Origin of the sequence: Uruburuella testudinis (genome assembly GCF_022870865.1) — a bacterium.
Classification (GTDB): Bacteria; Pseudomonadota; Gammaproteobacteria; order Burkholderiales; family Neisseriaceae; genus Neisseria; species Neisseria testudinis.
In genome coordinates this window covers 947656-968664 of sequence record NZ_CP091508.1, presented here as the reverse complement: position 1 = coordinate 968664, position 21009 = coordinate 947656, and the positions used below count along the sequence as shown (strand labels likewise).

The 21009-nt window shown below is 50.8% G+C and carries 18 protein-coding genes; 15 read left to right on the top strand and 3 right to left on the bottom strand.

Going from position 1 to position 21009, the window contains the following annotated elements:
- Positions 1 to 533: 533 nt before the first annotated feature.
- The 3 genes from LVJ83_RS04365 to rpoD all read left to right on the top strand — a co-directional run bounded on the left by LVJ83_RS04365 (position 534) and on the right by rpoD (position 4935).
- Positions 534 to 980, top strand: coding sequence for a GatB/YqeY domain-containing protein (locus LVJ83_RS04365; protein ID WP_244786677.1), 447 nt, complete (start codon positions 534 to 536; stop codon positions 978 to 980).
- 55 nt (positions 981 to 1035) lie between these two features.
- On the top strand, positions 1036 to 2817 hold the full coding sequence (gene dnaG / locus LVJ83_RS04360) for a DNA primase (RefSeq protein ID WP_244786675.1): 1782 nt from the start codon (positions 1036 to 1038) through the stop codon (positions 2815 to 2817).
- A gap of 159 nt (positions 2818 to 2976) precedes the next feature.
- A complete protein-coding gene (gene rpoD / locus LVJ83_RS04355) occupies positions 2977 to 4935 on the top strand; it encodes an RNA polymerase sigma factor RpoD (RefSeq protein WP_244786673.1) in 1959 nt (652 codons plus the stop codon).
- A gap of 280 nt (positions 4936 to 5215) precedes the next feature.
- On the opposite strand, the gene LVJ83_RS04350 is transcribed toward rpoD, so the two are convergent.
- The gene (locus LVJ83_RS04350; RefSeq protein WP_342345081.1) at positions 5216 to 7609 is read right to left on the bottom strand and encodes a penicillin-binding protein 1A; all 2394 of its coding nucleotides are present in this window, start codon (positions 7607 to 7609) and stop codon (positions 5216 to 5218) included.
- A 150-nt stretch (positions 7610 to 7759) separates the two neighbouring features.
- Here LVJ83_RS04350 and pilM point away from each other — a divergent pair, with 150 nt between their 5' ends.
- The 12 genes from pilM (at position 7760) to rplS (ending at position 19627) form a co-directional block, all read left to right on the top strand.
- Positions 7760 to 8857 (top strand): type IV pilus assembly protein PilM, encoded by a 1098-nt coding sequence (gene pilM / locus LVJ83_RS04345; protein WP_244786671.1) that lies wholly within the window; start codon positions 7760 to 7762, stop codon positions 8855 to 8857.
- A gap of 3 nt (positions 8858 to 8860) precedes the next feature.
- Positions 8861 to 9442 (top strand): PilN domain-containing protein, encoded by a 582-nt coding sequence (locus LVJ83_RS04340; protein ID WP_244786669.1) that lies wholly within the window; start codon positions 8861 to 8863, stop codon positions 9440 to 9442.
- 2 nt (positions 9443 to 9444) lie between these two features.
- A complete protein-coding gene (locus tag LVJ83_RS04335; RefSeq protein WP_244786667.1) occupies positions 9445 to 10074 on the top strand; it encodes a type IV pilus inner membrane component PilO in 630 nt (209 codons plus the stop codon).
- Positions 10075 to 10093: 19 nt separating this feature from the next.
- Entirely contained in the window at positions 10094 to 10621 is a 528-nt protein-coding gene (locus tag LVJ83_RS04330) for a pilus assembly protein PilP (RefSeq protein WP_244786665.1), read from the top strand.
- 23 nt (positions 10622 to 10644) lie between these two features.
- Positions 10645 to 12831 (top strand): type IV pilus secretin PilQ, encoded by a 2187-nt coding sequence (locus LVJ83_RS04325; protein WP_244786663.1) that lies wholly within the window; start codon positions 10645 to 10647, stop codon positions 12829 to 12831.
- A 52-nt stretch (positions 12832 to 12883) separates the two neighbouring features.
- Complete coding sequence (locus LVJ83_RS04320) at positions 12884 to 13417, top strand: shikimate kinase (RefSeq protein ID WP_244786660.1); 534 nt, start codon at positions 12884 to 12886, stop codon at positions 13415 to 13417.
- A gap of 5 nt (positions 13418 to 13422) precedes the next feature.
- Positions 13423 to 14502, top strand: a complete 1080-nt coding sequence (gene aroB, locus LVJ83_RS04315; protein ID WP_244786658.1) for a 3-dehydroquinate synthase — start codon at positions 13423 to 13425, stop codon at positions 14500 to 14502.
- Positions 14503 to 15409: 907 nt separating this feature from the next.
- The gene (locus LVJ83_RS04310) at positions 15410 to 17650 is read left to right on the top strand and encodes a bifunctional acetate--CoA ligase family protein/GNAT family N-acetyltransferase (RefSeq protein WP_244786656.1); all 2241 of its coding nucleotides are present in this window, start codon (positions 15410 to 15412) and stop codon (positions 17648 to 17650) included.
- 75 nt (positions 17651 to 17725) lie between these two features.
- Positions 17726 to 17974, top strand: a complete 249-nt coding sequence (gene rpsP / locus LVJ83_RS04305) for a 30S ribosomal protein S16 (RefSeq protein WP_244786654.1) — start codon at positions 17726 to 17728, stop codon at positions 17972 to 17974.
- Between the two features lie 19 nt (positions 17975 to 17993).
- Positions 17994 to 18503 carry a ribosome maturation factor RimM gene (rimM, locus tag LVJ83_RS04300; protein WP_244786652.1) on the top strand — a complete coding sequence of 170 codons (510 nt, stop codon included), beginning with the start codon at positions 17994 to 17996 and terminating at the stop codon, positions 18501 to 18503.
- Complete coding sequence (gene trmD, locus LVJ83_RS04295; protein WP_244786650.1) at positions 18503 to 19252, top strand: tRNA (guanosine(37)-N1)-methyltransferase TrmD; 750 nt, start codon at positions 18503 to 18505, stop codon at positions 19250 to 19252. Before rimM ends, trmD begins: the two co-directional genes overlap by 1 nt.
- Before the next feature lie 9 nt (positions 19253 to 19261).
- On the top strand, positions 19262 to 19627 hold the full coding sequence (gene rplS, locus LVJ83_RS04290) for a 50S ribosomal protein L19 (RefSeq protein ID WP_237091736.1): 366 nt from the start codon (positions 19262 to 19264) through the stop codon (positions 19625 to 19627).
- 87 nt (positions 19628 to 19714) lie between these two features.
- Here rplS and LVJ83_RS04285 read toward each other — a convergent pair whose 3' ends face one another.
- Both LVJ83_RS04285 and LVJ83_RS04280 read right to left on the bottom strand, forming a co-directional pair.
- Positions 19715 to 19990, bottom strand: coding sequence for a hypothetical protein (locus LVJ83_RS04285; protein ID WP_244786648.1), 276 nt, complete (start codon positions 19988 to 19990; stop codon positions 19715 to 19717).
- A 294-nt stretch (positions 19991 to 20284) separates the two neighbouring features.
- Positions 20285 to 21004 (bottom strand): SDR family oxidoreductase, encoded by a 720-nt coding sequence (locus LVJ83_RS04280; RefSeq protein ID WP_244786647.1) that lies wholly within the window; start codon positions 21002 to 21004, stop codon positions 20285 to 20287.
- Between the last annotated feature and the right edge of the window lie 5 nt (positions 21005 to 21009).

Sequence of the window (21009 nt, the reverse complement as noted above, 5' to 3'; positions counted from 1 at the left end):
ACCTGTACAAAAATAAGCCGACCAAACAGCGAACCGAAAACGGGGCATACAAATTAAACCGGCTGCGCATCGATACCAAGCAAAAAAACCGTTTCTCAAGAGCTTACTGTGTTTTTTTACTTGGCATCTGCATTGCCAGAAGCAAGAATCTCCTTATAAACGACATCAGGAGGCTCTAGGATATCCTGACCATTCGATTTGTGGGTGTATTTTGCCCCTGAAAACGCATCTGCTGCGTTAAAAAGCCTCGCAAGATGTCCAATCTTGCTGCGTTTTTTGCCTTGCATCTGCACTTTTATCGCAAAAAATCTGAATAATTCTGAATTGTCAGGACACCCTAGCGAAACAATGCAGCCCGGTTATTTTCAAACAGATGCCAACTCATTCACAACAATAAGCCGACAAGGCAAGTGAACGCAGCAACGTTATTTTGATGAATTGAAGGCCGTCTGAAACCACTGCCCTTTAAATCTTTGCAAAGCACCACCATTTTCCCTACCGTGTTGTATTGACACCTGAAAGCGAATCCTAACATGACACTCAAAGCCCAACTCACAGAAGACATGAAAACCGCCATGCGCGCCAAAGACAGCACCACCCTTTCCACCGTGCGCCTGGTCAATGCCGCCATCAAACAATTTGAAGTGGATGAGCGCACCGAAGCAGATGATGCCAAAGTGATTTCGCTGATTACCAAAATGGTGAAACAGCGCAAAGATTCCGCCCAAATCTACAGCGATGCCGGCCGTCAGGATTTGGCCGACAAAGAAAATGCCGAAATCGACGTGCTCAACCGCTATCTGCCGCAAATGCTTTCCGCAGCCGAAATCCAAGCCGAAGTTGCTGCTGCTGTAGCCGAAACCGGCGCATCCGGCATGGCCGACATGGGCAAAGTGATGGGCGTATTGAAAAGCAAACTGGCCGGCAAAGCCGATATGGGTGAAGTCAACAAACACCTCAAAGCCGCATTAACCGCATAATTTTCAGGCCGTCTGAAAAGCCATAACACCCTTTCAGACGGCCGTCGGCATACTCATGATACCCAGCGAATTTATAGACGAGCTTTTAGCCAAAGTTGATATTGTCGACATCATCGACGAGCATGTGCCGCTGAAAAAAGGCGGCGCCAACTATATGGCCTGCTGCCCGTTTCATAAAGAAAAAAGCCCGTCTTTTTCCGTCAGCCCGCAGAAGCAGTTTTATCATTGCTTCGGTTGCGGCGCACACGGCAGCGCCATCGGCTTTATCATGGAATATCAAGGGCTGAGTTTCACCGAAGCAGTGCAACACCTGGCCGACCGCGTCGGCATGACCATACCGAAAACACGCGGGCGCGAAGAAGCCCCCGAAGCGCGGCAGGCACGCAAGAAAAAACAACAAACGCTGGAAGAAACCACCGAAACGGCAGCCGCCTTTTACGCAGGCCGTCTGAAACAGGATACGCGCGCGCAAGAATATTTAAACAAGCGCGGCCTCAGCCCCGAAATTATCGAGCATTACGGCTTAGGCTACGCGCCCGACGGCTGGCAGCCGCTGGCACAAGTATTCCAGCCCTACCCCAACACCGCACTGGTGGAAAGCGGCATGGTGATTGAAAAAGACGGCAAACATTACGACCGCTTCCGCGACCGCATTATGTTTCCCATCCGCAACCAGCGCGGGCAGGTCATCGGCTTCGGCGGCCGCATACTCGACAAAGGCGAACCGAAATACCTCAATTCGCCCGAAACCCCGCTGTTTGACAAAGGCCGCAATCTTTACGGCCTGCACGAAGGCCGCGCCGCCATTAAAGAAGCGAACCGCATCTTGGTAGTTGAAGGCTATATGGATGTGGTTGCCTTGGCACAATTCGGCATCGGCTACAGCGTGGCCGCACTCGGCACCGCCACCACCGCAGACCACGTCAAATTGTTGATGCGCCAAACCGACAGCGTATATTTCTGCTTCGACGGCGACCGCGCCGGCCGCAAAGCCGCCTGGCGTGCGCTCGAAAACGCTCTGCCGCAACTGAAAGACGATAAATCGCTGCACTTTCTGTTTCTGCCCGAAGAGCACGACCCCGACAGCTATATCCGCGCTTACGGCAAAACGCAATTCGAAGATGCTTTACTGAATCAAAGCAAACCCTTGTCGGCCTATTTTTGGGATGCACTTTCAGACGGCCTGAATCTGAATACACAGGAAGGCAAGGCCGAACTGGTAAAAACCAGCTCACCATTGCTGGCACAAATCACTGCCCCCGCGCTCGGCTTCCTGCTCAAGCAACAGTTGAGCGAACTTGTGGGCATCGACCCGGCCAACCTCGCCCGCCTGATCGGCCAAGAAGCGCCTAAACAACATGTGCGGCAAAAAAGCTACAAACTGCCCAAAGAAACCTTCAAACAGCCGCAAATGCCCACGCTGGCGCAAAAACAAATCCGCAGCCTCTTGATAAATCCCACATGGGCTGCATATATAGAACTGCCGGAATATCTGGCACTAAGCGGCGATTTTGCCTGCTTGGCCAATCTGGCAGAGCTGATTAAAAGCCACAATCCGCCCCCCAGCAGCGCTCAAATTCTGGAACATATGCGCGGCAGCGAACACGAAGCCACGCTCAAGCAGATATTCCAAAATGCGCTCAATTCGCCCGATGAATTGGAATCAGACAGCGAGGAAGACTGTGAAAGCTTTAAAATCGGCATGCAAAAGCTTTTAAATGAGTTAAAATACGCCCAAATCGATATTCTGAAGCAAAAAAACCAGTCAACCGGTTTGAGCGAAAATGAAAAAAAACTGCTGTTGGCATTATTAATGCCTGCCGCCAAAAACCTTTAGCAACATTCGGCCGTCTGAAAACATACCCACACTGCAACCGAGTCGTCTTGAACCAACCGCAGAACACCCGTTTCCATTTTCAAACGCCCGGATTCATACTGCAAAGCGCCCTGTGCGGCTGTGCAGCAAAACCGTAACCGTTTACTAACCGAGATATTTATGCCCATTCAAAATCCCAATGCAAACGATACCGAACACGAAGATCAAGACGACAACCGCCCGCTGACCATCGAAGAGCAACGCGCGCGCTTGCGCCAGCTCATCATTATGGGCAAAGAGCGCGGCTACATCACCTATTCGGAAATCAACGATGCCCTGCCCGACGACATGTCTGATGCCGAGCAGATCGACAATATCGTTACCATGATTTCAGGCCTAGGCATTCAAGTGACCGAGCACACGCCGGACGCTGAAGACATCTTGATGAGCGACAACACCGCCAACATGACCGACGACGATGCCGTTGCTGAAGCGGAAGCCGCCTTATCAAGCGCCGACAGCGAATTCGGCCGCACAACCGACCCCGTACGCATGTATATGCGCGAAATGGGGCAAGTAGACCTGCTTACCCGCGAAGATGAAATCATCATCGCCAAAAAAATCGAAAACGCACTAAAAAATATGGTACAGGCCATTTCTGCCTGCCCCGGTTCGATTGCCGAAATTCTCGAATTAATCGGCCGCATCCGTGATGACGAAATCAAGGTAGATGAAGTCGTAGAAGCCATTATCGACCCCAACGAAGTATTGCTGAACGAATTGGGTCTCGGCCACCTCGAAAGCAACGCACCGGCAGCCGAGAGCAACAGCGATGATGCCGATGAAGAAACCGACAGCGATGAAGACAGCGACGAAGAAGAAGATGCCGAAGCCATTGCCGCCACCAATCTGGAAGAGCTGCGCCAAAAAGTACTCGAGCATTTCGGCCGCATTCAAGAAGACTATGACCGGATGGTTGCCGCACTGGGCAAACACCACAGCCGTCACGAAGCTTATTTGGAGCATCGCGATGCCATTGCTTCTAAGCTGCTGGAAGTGCGTTTTGCCACCCGCCAAATTGAATCATTGAGCAGCAACTTGCGCGACCGTGTTGACAACATCCGCAAACTCGAACGCGAAATACGCGATATCTGCCTCAACCGCGTGCATATGGATCGCGATTACTTTATCGGCAACTTCCTGCCCCATATGACCGATTTGCAATGGGTGGAGGCAGAAATTGCCAAAGGCCGTGTATGGAGTGATGCACTCACCCGCTTCCGCCATGCCATTATTGAAAAACAGAGCGAACTTGCCGCTATGGAAAAAGACATGCAAATTTCCATCGAAGAGCTCAAAGACATCAATAAAAACATGGTCATCAGCGAAAAAGAAACCGCTGCTGCCAAGCAAGAAATGATTCAGGCCAACTTGCGCCTGGTGATTTCGATTGCCAAAAAATACACCAACCGCGGTTTGCAATTTCTCGATCTGATTCAGGAAGGCAACATCGGCCTGATGAAAGCCGTCGACAAATTCGAATACCGCCGCGGCTACAAATTTTCAACCTATGCCACATGGTGGATCCGCCAAGCCATTACCCGCTCGATTGCCGACCAGGCACGCACCATCCGTATTCCGGTGCACATGATTGAAACCATCAACAAAATGAACCGTATTTCACGCCAATATCTGCAAGAAACCGGCGAAGAACCCGATTCTGCCAAACTGGCCGAGCTGATGGAAATGCCGGAAGACAAAATCCGCAAAATCATGAAAATTGCGAAAGAGCCGATTTCCATGGAAACACCGATTGGTGATGACGATGATTCGCACTTGGGCGATTTTATCGAAGACATCAACAATGTCGCCCCTTCCGATGCGGCCATGTATTCCAGCCTGCGCGAAGTCACCAAAGACGTACTGGAAAGCCTGACTCCGCGCGAGGCGAAAGTGCTGCGTATGCGTTTCGGTATCGACATGAACACTGATCATACGCTGGAAGAAGTGGGCAAACAGTTTGACGTTACCCGTGAGCGTATCCGCCAAATCGAAGCCAAAGCCCTGCGCAAACTGCGCCACCCCACCCGCAGCGACCGCTTAAAAAGCTTCCTTGACAGTGAAGAAAACAAACAGTAAGCCCTTATCCGAGCGGTAACAAAAAGCGCAGGCATTACAGCCTGCGCTTTATTTTTTAGCGCATATCTGTTCAAAAACATGCCCACCAGAAGGCAAGCCCAAAGCAGTACCATTAATGCGGCAAGGTGAGCCAATACAGTTAGCATACTTTGATAAATGAGTGTGAGATAAAGATCCGGGTAAAAATATTTAGAGGCCCTCTGAACATTCAGACGGCCTCTTGCAACATCATCATAACAAGCCGAGGGCACTATTGCTTCCGCTTCAGACAAGCCCGCACTTAAAACAACGAGTCGAGCTGTCCGGCATTACCGCCGCCATTGACCGGAGCCGAAGGTGCGGGCGTGGGTGTTGCAGGCTGTTGCTCGCTGCCGCCCTGCCCGTCTGATTCACCGGCGGCGGCCGAGCTATCCATTTCATCAGAACGCACCGGCCTGCTCGAACGGTTGTCCAGCGGCAAGGCCGGATTAGTGGTTTGCTGCTCTCTCAGATAATATTCCCCGCCGCGGTTAACCACGCCATCAGGAGATTCCATGCCCTTACTGCTGATACCGTTGAGTGCAAAACGCATATAGTCCACCCACACCGGCACAGCAATCGTGCCGCCGTAGCCTGCCCGCCCCATGCTGCGGGGTTTGTCGTAGCCGATATAAACCGCCGCAACCAAACTGGGATTAAAGCCGACAAACCAGGCATCTTTATTATCATTGGTCGTTCCGGTTTTACCGGCAATATCTGCGCGACCAAGCGCCCTCGCTCGTGAAGCCGTGCCGACCCGCACCACATCTTGCATCATTTTATACATGATATAAGCATTGCGTGGATCAATCACCTGCGGTGCATTTTCTTTTGCCACCAGAGGCTGCATTTGTGCACGCAATCGGCCTTGGCTGTCATAAATTTTATCGATCACATAAGACGACACCTTATATCCGCCGTTGGCAAATACTGCATACCCTTCAGCCATTTTCAAAGGCGTCGTTACACCCGTTCCCAAAGCCATCGACAGGCTGGCCGGTACTTCAGACGGCTTAAAGCCGAAGCGCTGGATATATTGCTGGGCATAACCTACGCCGATCGACATCAAAATACGAATCGACACCATGTTTTTAGATGCCGTCAATGCCTGGCGCAAAGTGATGTAGCCCGCGTAACGGCCGTCTGAATTCTTCGGATTCCACGTGGTTCCGTTGGGGCCTTTGCCCGGCAGCGACAACGGCGCATCATTAATCATGGTACCCACCGTCATGCCTTTGGCCAAAGCCGCCGAATACACAAACGGTTTGAATGACGAACCGGGCTGGCGCTGTGCCTGAGTGGCGCGATTAAACGTTTTGCTGTGAAAATCATAACCGCCGACCAACGCACGCACGGCGCCCGTTTTAGCATCCAAAGCCACCAAGGCACCTTGCAATAACGGCTCCTGCACCACATTCCAACGCCCGTTACTGCTCTTTTTCACGCGAATCACCGCACCTTTGCGGATTTGCGCCTCATTCATTTGCTTATTATTCACTGCCCGCGCCGCAAAGCCCAAAGCCGCACTATTCAAACTAACTTTCCCACCATCAGGCAGCTGAATCTGCACCCCTTTTTTGGAAGCATCCAACACCACCGCCGGCACCATTCCGTCCACGGTATACAATCCCGACAAATACTGGCTGACAGTTTCTTCAACATCTTCGGCCTTACCCAAGTCCAGATAATGTTCCGCACCACGATAGCGGCTGCCCCGGTCGAAATTGCGCAATGCTTTTCTCAATGCTTCGGTAGCTGCACGCTGATGCTCGGTGCTGACCGTGGTATACACTTTGAAGCCTTGCGTATAGGCCTCTTCACCATATTTTTCATACAACTCTTGGCGCACCATTTCAGCAACATATAACGCACTTTGGTCGATTTTTTGCACATGGCGCTCATAATGCAGCTTCTCGGCCAACGCCTGCGCGCGCTGCTGAGAAGAAATCATGCCCAATTCCACCATATTGTTCAAAATATACTGCTGCCGCAAGGCCGCCCGCTCCGGATTGACGATCGGGTTGAATGCCGAAGGCGCTTTAGGCAGACCGGCCAAAATAGAGGCTTCGGCCAAGGTGAGATCTTTCACGTTTTTATTGAAATAAATCTGTGAGGCGGCTGCAAAACCATAAGCGCGCTGCCCCAAATAAATCTGGTTGAAATAAAGCTCGAGAATCTGATCTTTACTTAAAGACTGCTCGATTTTATAAGCCAGTAAAGCTTCGTTAAACTTACGCGTAAACGTGCGCTCGCTGCTTAAATAAAAATTCTTGGCCACCTGCTGGGTGATGGTGCTGGCACCCGATTGCACGCTGCCGGAGCTGATATTGCCGAGCACCGCACGCGCCACACCGGCCACATCAACACCCCAATGCTCGTAAAACCGTTTGTCTTCAGCGGCGATAACCGCATCTTTCAGCACCTGGGGGAAATCATTAATTTTGGTAAAAGAGCGGCGCTCTTCTCCATACATGCCGATTAACTTGCCGTCTGAAGAATAAACGGTAAGCGGCATTTTCGGTTGGTAGTGCTGCACAGTATCCAGAGAAGGCAGTTTCGGATAAGTAACCAAAATCGCAATCGCAACCAGCCCCACTGCAAACAGTGCCAAGCCCAATATCAAACCAATACAAGTTGTTATAATTTTTTTAATCATGACCAAGTAATAATTTTTGCCATCAAAAGCATTAAATAAAGTAAAATAACAAAAGATTTCGGCAAGCCGCCGTTATGGCTGTGTAAACCGAAAAAAAATCTGTTACGGATAAAAAATTGTCGCTCACATTCCCGGTAGGAAAAGCAAATTATGCCTTTTGCAAAAAAACAAAAGAATACAAGCAGTAAGCCTTCTTCAAGTATGAATCTGCGTACAGCAATCGGCGTGGACATCAGCCAACATGCCATTAAAATGGTGCAGATTTCAGGCCGTAGTTTAAACCAAATTCAATTAGAAAAATACGTTATTACCAAGTTGCCTAAAAATATAATCAAAGGCAATAAAATTCAAGACTACGAACAGCTCGTTGCATATCTGCAACATTCGTATACGCAGCTGCAAACCCCGTCAAAAAATATTATCGCAGCGCTGCCGCAAAGCCTGGCCACCGTAGAAACTACTGTTTACAACGCCAAAGAAACAGAATTCGACCTCGAAGATTTCGCCGAGTTCGAAATTTCCCAAATTGCGCCGATCGAAGAGATAAATTACGACTATCAGGTAACCGGTGTGTCGGTCATCCCGGCCGGGCAGCACATCCTGCTGGCGGCTGCCAAAAAAGACGATGTAGAGCCGCGCATCGAATTATTTGAAACCGCAGGTCTGCCGCTCTCCGTGATGGACGTTGATTTATTTGCCCAAAACAACGCATTTTCTTTTTGGATCAACCAACATGCACCCGAGCTGGCAAATGAAAAAATCGCCGTCTTCGGCATTTATGCCACGCAAATGTATGCACTGATTGTGCAAAGCGGACAAATCCTCTACAAGCAGGAAACTTCTGTGAGCAACGAGCAGCTCAATCAGCTTATCCAGCGCACTTATCAGGTTACCGAAGAAAAAGCAGACCAAATGATTAATGCCGTCGAGAAACCCTCTGATTATCAAATGCAGGTTGCCGACCGTTTCAACATTCAGGTGGCCCAAGAAATTCAGCGCGTGCTCCAGTTTTATTACACCACACAGTCCAACGAGCAATTTACCAATGTGAAGCACATCATGCTGACCGGCAATGCCTCGTTGCAAAGCGGCCTGCCCGAAACTATTTTCTCTCAAACCAATACTGCCACTGAATGCGTACACCCCGCAATCTACGCGCCTGCAAGCAGTAAAGTAGACTTATCACAACTACAAATAGATGCACCATCACTGACATTGGCTTTCGGGCTGGCATTAAGGGGATTATAAAAAATGATCGAACTGACCAAAATCAATCTTCTGCCCTACCGGGAAGAAATCCGGCAAAAAAAGAAGCAGAAATTTAAATTACTGATGCTGATGGCATTGATAGCAGGGCTGGGATTAGTAGTGCTAACTTACCTGTCAATCAACAGCGCCATCCGCAATCAACAGGCGCGCAACGGGCTGCTGACTGCCGAAATCGCCAATCTCGATAAAAACCTGTTGGAAATCAAAAAACTGCAAGAAGAAAAAGAAGATTTTCTGGCTCGCAAGCAAAAAGTTGAAGAGCTGCAACAAAAACGTTTTCAGGCGGCCTCTATTCTCGACACCCTCAATGTATTGATGCCCGAAGGTGCCTATCTGACGGCTGTTCATGTCGAAAGCCCAGACACTTACACCATCAGCGGCAAAGCCGTGAGCGACAATAAAATCGCCATGTTTATGCGCTCCATCCCCAGCACCGGCCTGTTTATGCAGCCGGAGCTGCTGAGCATCAAAAAAGTGGACAATGCACAGGAATTCACCTTGAAAGTATTGCTGAACGACAACCGGCCTTTGCCTGCAGCCAATAACGACACACAGGAAAATTAATCATGGCCGCTCAAAATTTTAAAGATATCGATATACAAAACCTGTATCTGCTCAATGCGCCGGCCAAGCTGGCTTTAGCGGCATTAACCGTTATCGCCGTGCTGACCGTTGGCTATTTCGCCCTTTTCCGCACTCAGCTTGAAACACTGGATGCAGCAAAAACACAAGAAACCCAACTGAAAGAAACCTACACCCAAAAAAGCATTCAAGCCGCCAATCTCGACAACTTGAAAATGGAGCTTGCAGCAATTAGAACATCGTTTAACGTGTTGCTCAAACAACTGCCTACCGATGCCGAAATTCCCAACCTGATTCAAGAGTTGCATCAGGCCGGTGCGACCAACGGTTTGCGCATGGACAGCGTAACGCCGCAAGCACCGGTAAACGACGGCCCAATCCAGGTGCTGCCTTACGATATTGCCATCACCGGGAAATACAGCCAAATCAATCAATTTACCCGTGATGTCGGCGCACTTTCCCGCATCATTACCCTTGATTCGCTGAAAGTCGGCCAAAGCAAAGATGAAAAAAGCAACCAGCTCACGCTTTCAGCCACCGCCAACACCTACAAAGCACGTCCGGCCGAAGAAGTGGCTGCCGAAATAGCAGCAGTCGCCAGCGAAGCCAAATAAACAGCCTGAGAGGTTTGATATGAAATATACGATATTACTCGCAGGCTTATTAGCATTAAATGCCTGCACCCCCGCCCATGAAGATTTGCGCGAGTGGATGAACAATACGCGCACACAAGCCAAAGCACATGCTTTATCGTTTGAGCCGCCCGCCATCCACCCCGCCCAAACCTACATGCCGCCCAACTACTCCGGCCTGAATGCTTTTGACAGCAAACGGCTCAATGTCGGCCAACAAGGTGCCAACGCGCCCAATATGAGCCGCCCGAAAGAAATCCTCGAAGGTTTCAGCCTCGAAAACCTGAAATACGTCGGCACGCTGAAAAGCGGCAACCGCATCTCAGGCTATATTGAAGCAGACGGCCATGTTTATACCGTCAGAGCGGGCAACTATATCGGCCAAAACTTCGGCCAAATCCAGTCCATTACAGACGACAAAATCGTGCTGACCGAAGTTGTGGAAGACACCTACGGCAACTGGGTTTTCCGCAATGCAGAATTACCGTTGAGCAGCGGTGCCGCAGACACCGCAAACACGCAAAACTAATACCATTAAGGGGCATCATGTTTATGAAATCACGCAACATTAAAACGCTTTCCGCCGCTATATTGGCGTTGGCCGTACAAACAGCTTTCGCAGGCAATATTACCGATATCAACGTATCCACCCTGCCCGATAACCAAAAAATTATCAAAATCACCTTTGATAAAGAAGTTGTTTCGCCAAGCGGCTTTATCACCACCACACCGGCGCGGATTGCGCTGGATTTTTCCAATACCAATATCCAGCTTGCCCAACCGGTGCTGGAATATGCCGATCCGCTGCTGAGCCAGATTACCGCCGCGCAAAACAATGACCGTGCCCGCATCGTCTTGGGCTTGAACAAAGCCGGCCAATACAACACCGAAATCAAAGGCAATGAAGTTTGGGTCTATGTGAGCGAATCGGTCGAACAAACCGGCAGCGCCGCCGCCATCTACAACCCCGGCCGCATCGATAGTCGTGTGGTCTCCAGCGAGCCGGCCGGCCAATCGCCGGCACCACGTAAGACACAAACCGTCAGCAGCGCCAACATTGATTTTCGAAAAGGCGCGCGCAATTCCGGCATTATCGAGCTGACTGCGCCCTCTTTTTCCGGCGAACCCGATATCAAACAGCAAAGCGACCGCGTGGTGATTACGCTGAAAAACCACCCATTGCCGACACAAGCCCAACGCAGCCTGGATGTCGCTGACTTCAATACCCCCGTACGCAACATCACCATGAAACGTATCGGCAACAACACCCAAGTGGTTATCCGCAACCAAGGCAGTTGGGACATTCGCACCCAATCGGCAGGCGGCCGTTTCAGCTTTGAAATCAGCCCTAAAGTTGCCACTGCCGCCCCCGGTTTGCGCAGCAATGCCAACCGTTCATTCAGTGGCCGCCGCATTTCGCTCGATTTCCAAGACATCGAAGTGCGCACCATTTTGCAGATTCTGGCCAAAGAATCCGGCACCAATATCGTGGCCAGCGACAGCGTAAACGGCAAAATGACATTAACCTTAAAAGATGTACCTTGGGATCAAGCGCTTGATTTGGTGATGCAGGCACGCAATCTCGACATGCGCCGCCAAGGCAATATCATCAATGTTGCCCCCCGTGAAGAATTGCTGGCAAAAGACAAAGCCACTTTGCAGGCACAAAAAGAAATTGAAGAGCTGGGCCCGCTTTATTCACAAACCTTCCAATTAAAATACAAAAATGTGGAAGAATTCCGCAAAATCCTGCGCCTTGAAGACGGCAACAGCAGCAATAGCGGCAACAGCCGCAACACCTTGTTGAGCGAGCGCGGCAGCGCATTAATCGACCCGTCAACCAACACCTTGATTATTACCGACAACATCGGTGTGATTCAAAAATTTCAAAAGCTGATTGATGAATTGGATGTCGCCACCCGCCAAGTGATGGTAGAAGCGCGTATTGTCGAAGCCGAAGACGGCTTCTCACGCGACATCGGCGTGAAATTCGGTTATCAGGGCGTTAGCGGCCGCAACAGCTGGGGTTCAGACTGGTCGAATGCTGCTGACAACTTCGGTGCACGAAACAGAGCCAACCTGGCCAATCTCAACGCAGCACGCTCCGGCAGCACAACGATTACCGCGCCCACTTTTGAGATGAATCCGAATATCAACCTTCCCGTTTCCAGCGCTACTTCAAGCATTGCCCTGGTTCGCGCCATCGGATCCGGCGCATTGGGTTTGGAGTTGGCGGCCATGCAGCAGCAAAACAAAGGTAAAATCATCTCCAACCCTCGTGTGCTTACACAAGACCGCAGAGAAGCCGTGATTGAATCAGGCCAGGAAATTCCGTACGAAGAAGCCACCTCCAGCGGCGCCACTTCGATTACCTTCAAAAAAGCCGTCTTAGGCCTGACCGTTACCCCCAACATCACCCCCGACGGCCAGATTATTATGGATGTTAAAATCAACAAGGATAATCCGGTTGACTGCACCAGCGGCGGCGTTGCCACCTTGTGTATCAGCACCAAAAATCTGCGCACTCAAGCCATGGTTGAAGATGGCGGCACACTGATTGTCGGCGGTATTTATGAAGAAAGTAACAGCAATATCGTCAACAAAGTGCCTCTGCTGGGCGATATTCCGCTTGTCGGCAACCTGTTCAAATCGCGCGCTCGAACAGAAACCCGCCGCGAATTACTGATTTTCATCACCCCACGCATTATGGACAGCATGGGTAGCACGCTGCGCTATTAATTACCGAAATGCATAAAACAAACTAAACACTTTACGTAAGTTTTCGTTTACAATGCCTGCTATGGAAAACATAGCAGGCAATTTATTTTTCATCGGCTTGATGGGCGCCGGCAAAACCACGTTGGGCAAACAGATTGCCCAACAACTCGGGCGCGAATTTTACGACAGCGATTACGAAATCTGCTGTCGCACCGGCGTATCTATTCCCACCATCTTCGAGCTTGAGGGCGAACAAGGCTTCCGTGACCGTGAAGCGGCTGTGATTGACGAGCTGAGCAGCCGCAGCAATATCATCTTGGCCACCGGCGGCGGCGCCGTGATTCGCGAGCAAAACCGCTTGCATCTGCAAAACCGCGGCACCGTTATCTATCTGCATGCCAAACCCGAAATATTACTCAACCGCACCCGCCATGATACCAACCGCCCACTGTTACAAGTGGAAAACCCGCTCGCCAAACTGCAAGAGCTCTATAATACCCGCGACCGTTTATATCGCGACACCGCCCACATCATCATCGAATCCAACCGTTACAACTGCCACAAAACCATTGAGCACATACTCAAAACCTTGCAACAACGGACATAACCAGCATGCGCACCCTCACTGTTAATACGCCCTCGCATCATTATCCCATTTTTATCGGCGAACAATTACTTGCCTGCGCCGATACCCTGCTGGCACCTTATCTAAACAAAAAAGCCGCCATCATTACCAACCAAACAGTTGCCCCACTCTATCTTACCCGGCTTCAGACGGCCTTAGATAAGGCAGGCATCAAGCATTTCAGCATTATTCTGCCCGATGGCGAACAATATAAAAATTGGCAAACGCTTAATCTGATTTTCGACGGTTTGATGCAACACCGCGCCGAACGCAAAACCACCTTAATCGCGCTTGGCGGCGGCGTGATCGGCGATATGGTCGGCTTTGCCGCCGCCACCTACCAACGGGGTGCGCCGTTTATTCAGATACCCACCACTTTATTAAGCCAGGTAGATTCATCGGTAGGCGGCAAAACCGCCATCAACCACCCGCTGGGCAAAAACATGATCGGCGCTTTTTACCAGCCGCAAGCCGTTTTGGCTGATTTAAGCGTTTTGAACAGTCTGCCGCCGCGCGAATTATCGGCGGGGTTAGCCGAAGTGATTAAATACGGCATGCTTGGCGATATCGACTTTTTCGAATGGCTCGAAAACAACATGGATGCATTGGTGCAGCAAGAACCGGCCGCTTTGGCCGAAGCCGTGTACCACAGCTGCGCCATGAAGGCAGATATCGTCGGCCAAGACGAAACTGAGCAAGGCATCCGCGCCTGGCTTAACCTCGGCCACACTTTCGGCCACGCCATCGAAGCCGAAATGGGCTACGGCGTATGGCTGCATGGCGAAGCCGTGGCTGCCGGCATGGTATTGGCCTGCCGCCTTTCCGAACAGCTTGGCCGTATCGGCAGCCACGACACCAACCGGGTAGCGGCTCTGCTGCAAAAGGCCGGATTGCCGGTTGCCCCGCCGCGCTTCCCGTTCGAGCGCTGGATCGAACACATGCAGCACGATAAAAAAGTCAGCAGCGGCGTTATGCGCTTTATCGGGCTCCAACACTTGGGCAAAGCCGACATCACCGAAATTACCGATAAAGAAATTCTGCATCAAACGCTGATGCCTTATTTGTAAGCCCCAATCTTTTCAGACGGCCTGTAGCAACATCAAGGCTGTCTGAAACGTTACAACACCAAAAATATTAATATCAAAATTATTAATATCAAAATCAAAAAAAATGATCAACAAAATACCCCATCACAGCATAGCCAAATCAAAACCAACTTAATACCCATTCACAAAGATAACCTACTGCATTGGCTCACCTTGCCGTACCTGTGTACCAGTATTCGGCTGGCCGCTTTGTCAACTTCTTTTTGCGAATGGGTTTAACTCAAGCAAAAAATTCGCGAGCAACGCCCACGCCACGCCTGCGTTGCCCACCGTTACCGGCAACGTCATCAAAGCAAGGCCGTCTGAAACCACACTTTCACCGTTTTCAGACGGCCTTCACCTATCGGCAAAAGGCAGTACACATAAAGTAACCCGAGTTCGGGATAAGAAAATGCTAAAAAAGAGCAGCCGATTGGTAGCAAGCTGCTGTTTGTATAAAAATAACAAACACAAAAAGACTGTCGTTCAATTCAAATCAATTGGCGACAAAACGCTGAGCCAAAATAGTTCATAGCACAGGCAGGCATAGCTGCACAGGATTTTTATACGAGCCAACTCATCACCGGGCTGGCGGGTTGCCCAACATTAAATTTTATCCGGCAGCATCTGGTTGGTGTTGCCACATTCGGTTCCCTCTCCGTCCCAATGGAGGAGGATTAGGGTGGGGGTAAAACCGTGAAGGATTTTATATCTTATGGATTATCTTATCTAGAATTCACATAAAATAACCAAGCCGGCCATCGCATCGCCCGCTGTTTACTGCCTTGCATCAGAGATTCGGCACTTTCCCCATAAAACCTTGCCCCTTATATGCTTATTTATATTAAGATGGCTGCATTGAGGCCGTCTGAAAGATTGGGGAGCGATTATGGGCAAACATGTGTTTGAGTCTTTGTTTCACCCACAACATATTATTGTCGTAGGCGCCAGCGAGCGGCCGCACAGCTTGGGCGAGCGCGTATTGACCGCTTTGTTGCGCACGCCCTTTCAAGGCAAAATCACACCGGTCAATCTGCGCCACAAAACCGTTGGCGGCCTGAAAGCCTACCCCAACATCAACCGTGTTGCCGAAACCGCCGATGTTGCATTAATCCTCACACCGCCCTCTGGCTATGAAGCGCTGTTCAAAGCCTGTCATAAAAAGCAAATCCGGCATGCCGTAGTGGTGCAGGATTGGGAAAACCAGTGCGCCGAAGCCCTGCTGCCGGCACAAGCCGCCCTTCAAAAAGCCGCCTATCCCGGCCTGAATATCACCGTTTGCACCCCCGCTGCCATCCAGGCGCCTGCCTGCGGGCTCAACAGCGGTATTTATCCCGGCCATGCCCGCCAAGGTGATGTATCTGTAATCAGTTGGCATGCAGCCACCGGTGCTGCCATTATGTCGGTGCTGACCCGTGCCAAACTCGGCCTTTCCCGCCACATCAGCCTACAACCCGGCCTAAGCCCCACCACTTCTGCACCATTGCTCGACTGCCTCGAAGCCGCCCCGTCCACCCGCCTGATTGTGCTCGAATACAATCCTGATGAACCTTTGCGCGATCTGTTCAGCGCCATCCGTCACATCACACGGCAAAAATCCGTGATTCTTTACTGCACCCACCATACCACGCCTCAAGAGCAAGCAATTTTGCGCCATCTTTCCCGCTATTGCAGTTTTTTAGTCACCTTCACTCCCGATGAGCTGCTGGCCGGCATCCATGCCCTTGCCTGTGGCAAAGCCCACGCAGAAAAACTGCATGTCATCGCCAATACCCCTTGCGACTGGCTGCAATCACAAGCAGCATCACTCGATATAGCCGTACAAATGGCACCACGCAACCCCAGGCCGTCTGAAAACCACAACGGCTATATCGGCAGCAACCCCAGCACCCTCCACTACCGCGGGTTGGCCGAAAGCAACCTGCAAAGCAGCCACACCGAAGCGCTGCTGGCCGTTGTCGTGCCCACCGCCGACAGCAATGAAGCCGAAATCACCCATGTATTGCGCCAATTGCAACAGCAACACCGCAAACCGCTCTTTATCAGCAGCCCCCTTTCAGACGGCCTCTTACAATTTCGCAACACCCGCCAAGCCTTACGGGCATTTTCCTATCACCACCATAATCACAAATTAAAACAACTGCGCATCCAAACGGCCAAACCATTGCCCGGCTATCTGAAAACGCCCGACCTTACCGAAGTAGGTATGCACCTCGACCAGCCTGAGTTGCTGCTCAAAGCCCTGCATCTACCCGATCCGAACACCGCCACAACACCGTTTGCCGCCCGCCTGCATTTTTATTACCACACCCGCTATGGCGCCCTACTCTTTGCCGACAGCCCCAACGGCAACATCGCCCTGCTGCCGCCCTTTAACACTTTGCAAGCAGAACGGCTGATACAGCAGCTTGATTTGAAACGCAGCCAAAAAGTCATCTATCAATTGCTGCACAGCCTCAACAGCATCATCGGACAAATGCCGCAAATCACCGATATCAAAATATCGCTCTCGCCCGGCAACCACAGCAGCGAAATTACCGTGTTGCAGGAAACCCACACCGCTTCCCGCATCAGGGCGCCCTATCCCGCACCGGTCCGCAACACATTTACCCTGAAAAACGGCCAAACCGTCCCCATCCGCCCCCTCACACCCGAAGATGCCGAAGCCGAGCAGCAATTCGTACAAAACCTTTCCGAAAAAAGCCGCCAAAGCCGCTTTATGGCGCATGTCAAAGCACTCAGCCAAAGCACACTGGCCAGCTTCTGCAACATTGATTACCACCGCGAAGGCGCATTCACCGCCACAGACAGCGACGGCAGCCTGCTCGGAGTCAGCCGCTTCAGCTGCACACACTACCCGGCCCAATGCGAATTCGGCATCAGCGTGGCCGAAAACATGCACGGACAAGGCCTGGCACTGTGCCTGATGCAGGAAATCATCGCCCTTGCCGCACAGCAAGGCTATCACCGGATGACTGCCGAAATCCTCAAAACCAACCAGCCCATGCTGAAACTGGCCGAGAAGCTCGGCTTTACCGTCACTCCTTCACCCGACGACAGCGAATTATACCAAGCCTCGCTCAGCCTTTTGCCGTCTGCAAACAACAGCAAACGTAAATCAAAGCAATAAATGCTTGCATAGAAACCACAAATTACCCTAAAATTAGCGGTTTTCTATATACCGATTTTCACAGAAGGAATCAACATGGTAGTTATCCGTTTAGCCCGTGGTGGCTCAAAACACCGTCCGTTTTACAACGTAGTGGTTGCCGACTCACGCAACCGCCGCGATGGCCGCTTCATCGAGCGCGTAGGCTTCTACAACCCCGTTGCCAATGAAAAACAAGAGCGCGTACGCCTCAACGCCGAACGCTTGAATCACTGGGTTGGCCAAGGCGCACAAATGAGCGATGCCGTTGCCAAACTGGTTAAAGAGCAACAAGCTGCTGCCTAATCAATAAAAGCACACTGCCATGACCGACACTCAACAACGGGTAGCCATGGGCTACATCAAAGGCGTATTCGGCGTTAAAGGCTGGCTCAAAATTGCTGCCAACACCGAATATACCGACAGCCTGCTGGACTACCCCGAGTGGCAGCTGAGCAAAGACGGTCACACCTTAAGTGTCAAACCCGAGGCCGGCAAAGCCGCCAACGGCGAATTACAAGTCAAACTCGAAGGCATAGACGACCGCGATACAGCTTTCGCCCTGCGCGGCTATACCATCGAAATTCCCCGCGCAGAATTCGCCCCTGCCGAAGAAGACGAATACTATTGGGCGGACTTAGTCGGCATGACCGTTGTTAATCGCGAAGGCATCACGCTCGGCACCGTCAGCAACCTGATGGAAACCGGTGCGCACGACATCCTGATGATCAACGGCGAACACGGCCAAAAGCTGATCCCGTTTGTTGCCCACTACATCGACAATGTCGATAGCGGCAACAACACCATTACCGCCGACTGGGGCTTAGACTACTGATGCTGATTCAAGCCATTACCCTGTTTCCGGAAATGTTTCAAAGCATCACCGAACACGGCGTAACCGGGCGCGCAAAAAAACAGGCCATCTGGCAATTTAACGCTATCAATCCACGCCGATTTGCCGACAACAAACTGGGCTATATCGATGACCGCCCTTTCGGCGGCGGCCCCGGCATGATTATGATGGCGCCGCCCCTACAAGCGGCCATTGATGAAGCCCGCAGCCGACACAACGGCAGCAGACGTGTGATTTACATGAGCCCGCAAGGCCGGCCGCTAACGCATAGCAAAGTAAGCGAATTGGCAAGCGTTGACAATTTGATTGTACTATGCGGACGTTATGAGGGCATAGACGAACGTCTGATGCAAAGCATAGACGAAGAAATCTGTATCGGCGACTTTGTCGTATCAGGCGGCGAACTGCCCGCCATGATGTTGATGGATGCCGTATTAAGATTGGTACCCGGCGTATTGGGCGACATGCAGTCTGCCGAGCAAGATTCTTTTGCCAACGGCCTACTCGACTGCCCCCACTACACCCGCCCGACAGAATTTCAGGGCATGGCCGTACCCGAGGTTTTACGCTCGGGCAACCATGGCCTGATAGCCGAGTGGCGTTTGAAACAATCGCTGCAACGCACTTTAGCACGCCGCCCCGATTTATTGGAAAAGCGTGAATTAACCCCACAGGAATCTAGGCTCTTGCAGCAAATCCGGCAAGAGGAACGAGAATCCCATTATAATTAGGACCAAAAAATGAATCTGATTCAACAATTAGAGCAAGAAGAAATCGCTCGCCTGAATAAAGAAATCCCCGAATTTGCTCCGGGCGACACCGTTGTGGTGTCAGTGCGCGTGGTTGAGGGCAGCCGCAGCCGTCTGCAAGCATACGAAGGTGTGGTTATCGCCCGTCGCAACCGCGGCCTGAACAGCAACTTTATCGTTCGCAAAATTTCCAGCGGCGAAGGTGTTGAGCGTACCTTCCAACTCTACTCGCCCAACGTAGAAAAAATCGAAGTAAAACGCCGCGGTGACGTGCGTCGCGCCAAATTGTACTACCTGCGCGGCCTGACCGGTAAAGCTGCCCGCATTAAAGAAAAACTGCCGGCTCGCAAAGGCTGATTTATTCTGTGATGTTTCCCATACCCGCTTGCTTCAAAGCGGGTATTTTTATTGACCCGCCAACCTTAAGGTGACCTGATAATTCGTTTATGAGGAAATTTTTGTTCCTGAAAATGCAGGTAAAAACGCAATAAGATTGGACATCTTGCGGTTTTTTTTAAACGCAGCAGGATGTGCTTTTAGCGCAAAAAAGATGATGATAGATGACGCATCAGGACACCCTAGGGTGTCCGGACAATTCGATTTACGGGTGCTTTTTGCCCCTGAAAACGCATCTGCTGCGTTAAAAAGCCTCGCAAGATGTCCAATCTTGCTGCGTTTTTTGCCTGGCATCTGCATTTTCAGGGGCAAAAATCTCCTCATAAACAAATTGTCCGGACACCCTAGCCCCGAAGAAATTAAATGGCTCAATTTAATAGTTTCGGCAATTTTAATTCTAAAAATCTTTTATTAATTTCTTTTTAAACAATTAGATTTATTTAATTAACGTTTCTATAATATATTGAAATAAAAGAAAAACTAATACAAAGATAATAAACTTCAAATCGTGCACAGGGGATATGGCGCAGCCGCGCACGTGGTTTCAGTGGCTTTTATGTGCGTGGCTGAGCGCCATATCCCCTACGCATAATTTGTATAATCTTTTTATCTCTTTGACTATAAATACACAACCTCGCCGCTTCGGCCTTTGCTGGCCACACTTGCCCACCACACAAATTCAGGCATGATATCGTGGTAATCTTTGCGCTCGCTGCGTGCTTCTCCCGGGTGGGTTTTCATGCGTTGCGGCGAATTAACCGGGCCGGGCACCAATACATTGGCACGCAAATCGGGGAAACGGTCCCACTCGTCGGCCGCTACTTTGCACAAATAATTCAACGCGGCTTTTGAGGCGCCAAACCCGCCCCAATATGCTTTCGGGTCTTCGCCGTGGCTTTCGCCCACAAAAATCACCGAAGCATCCGGCGATGCTTTCAGCAGCGGCAAAAACGCGCGGGTAAGCCCCATCGGTGCAACGGTATTGATGCGGTACTGGTTGACCCATTCGGCCACGGTTTGGAAATCCAGCGGCGACAAAGCATAAAAATAGCTGGCGCTGTGTACGATACCGTCAAGTTTGCCGCCGGTGGCTTCGGCTATGGTTTCGGCCAATTGGCCGAATTCTTTCTCTTCCGCCTTCAATAGGTCAAAACAGATGGCAAAAGGCTCCGGGCCGCCTGCGGCCACGATTTCATCATAAACTTTTTCCAATTTTTTCTGATGGCGCGCCACCAACACAACAGTAGCCCCCGCAGCGGCATACGCTTTGGCCACTTGCTCACCGATGCCTTGCGAAGCACCGGTTACCAAAATAATTTTGTTTTGCAATTGCGTCATTGTTT